Annotated in this window: 2 protein-coding genes; one reads left to right on the top strand and one right to left on the bottom strand. The window is 63.8% G+C overall.

The features are described from left to right. Nucleotides 1-598: DMT family transporter (locus tag ACR0E6_RS22300; protein WP_480587478.1), on the top strand; the 598-nt coding region annotated here is incomplete at its 5' end. Here the strand turns inward: ACR0E6_RS22300 and ACR0E6_RS22295 are convergent. Further along, a partial coding sequence (locus tag ACR0E6_RS22295) for a helix-hairpin-helix domain-containing protein (RefSeq protein WP_480587481.1) occupies nucleotides 595-713 on the bottom strand: 119 nt, incomplete at its 5' end. The two genes, ACR0E6_RS22300 and ACR0E6_RS22295, sit on opposite strands and share 4 nt — an antisense overlap.

Raw genomic sequence — 713 nt, 5'->3', positions numbered from 1 at the left:
CACGCTGACACCTCTGTCAGCGGCGACTGTGATCCTGCAGGCGACCCCTCTGGTCGTAGTGGCAGGAGCAGCGCTGTTCTTCGGAGAAACCGTCGGTTGGCGACGGTGGAGCGCCATTCTGGTCGGCCTGATCGGCGTCGTGGTCATCATTCAACCGACCGGAGACAGCTTCTCGGCCCTGTCGATCCTAGCTGTTCTGGGCATGCTGGGCTTCGCCGGGCGCGATCTGGCCAGCCGCGCCGCGCCAGCGACACTGGGGACCGAGGTTCTGGGCTTCTACGGCTTCCTCTGCATCATCGTGGCTGGTCTGGCCTATCAGTTCTGGGAAGGGGTGCCGATGGCTCCGCTGGACTTGAACACTGGCCTGCACGTGGGCGGAGCGATCCTGATGGGCACGGCCGCCTATGCCGCGCTCATGAAGGCCATGCGAACGGGTGAGGTCTCGGCCGTTACGCCCTTCCGCTATTCCCGCCTGCTGTTTGGCGTCGGGCTGGGCGTGGTGATGTTTGGCGAGACACTGGATCAGACCATGTGGATCGGCAGCGCGCTGATTGTGGCCTCGGGACTGTATATCCTATGGCGTGGCCGGAAGGCCTAGCCCTTGTCGTGGAAGAAATCATAGACCTTCTGCGCCAACCCGGCCGAGATCCCCTCGACCGCTTTCAGGTCCGCCAGATTGGCCCGGCTGACCGCCTTGGCACTGCCGAAATGAG

The organism is Ruegeria sp. AP12 (genome assembly GCF_056540025.1).
This window is presented reverse-complemented; position numbering and strand designations above follow the sequence as displayed.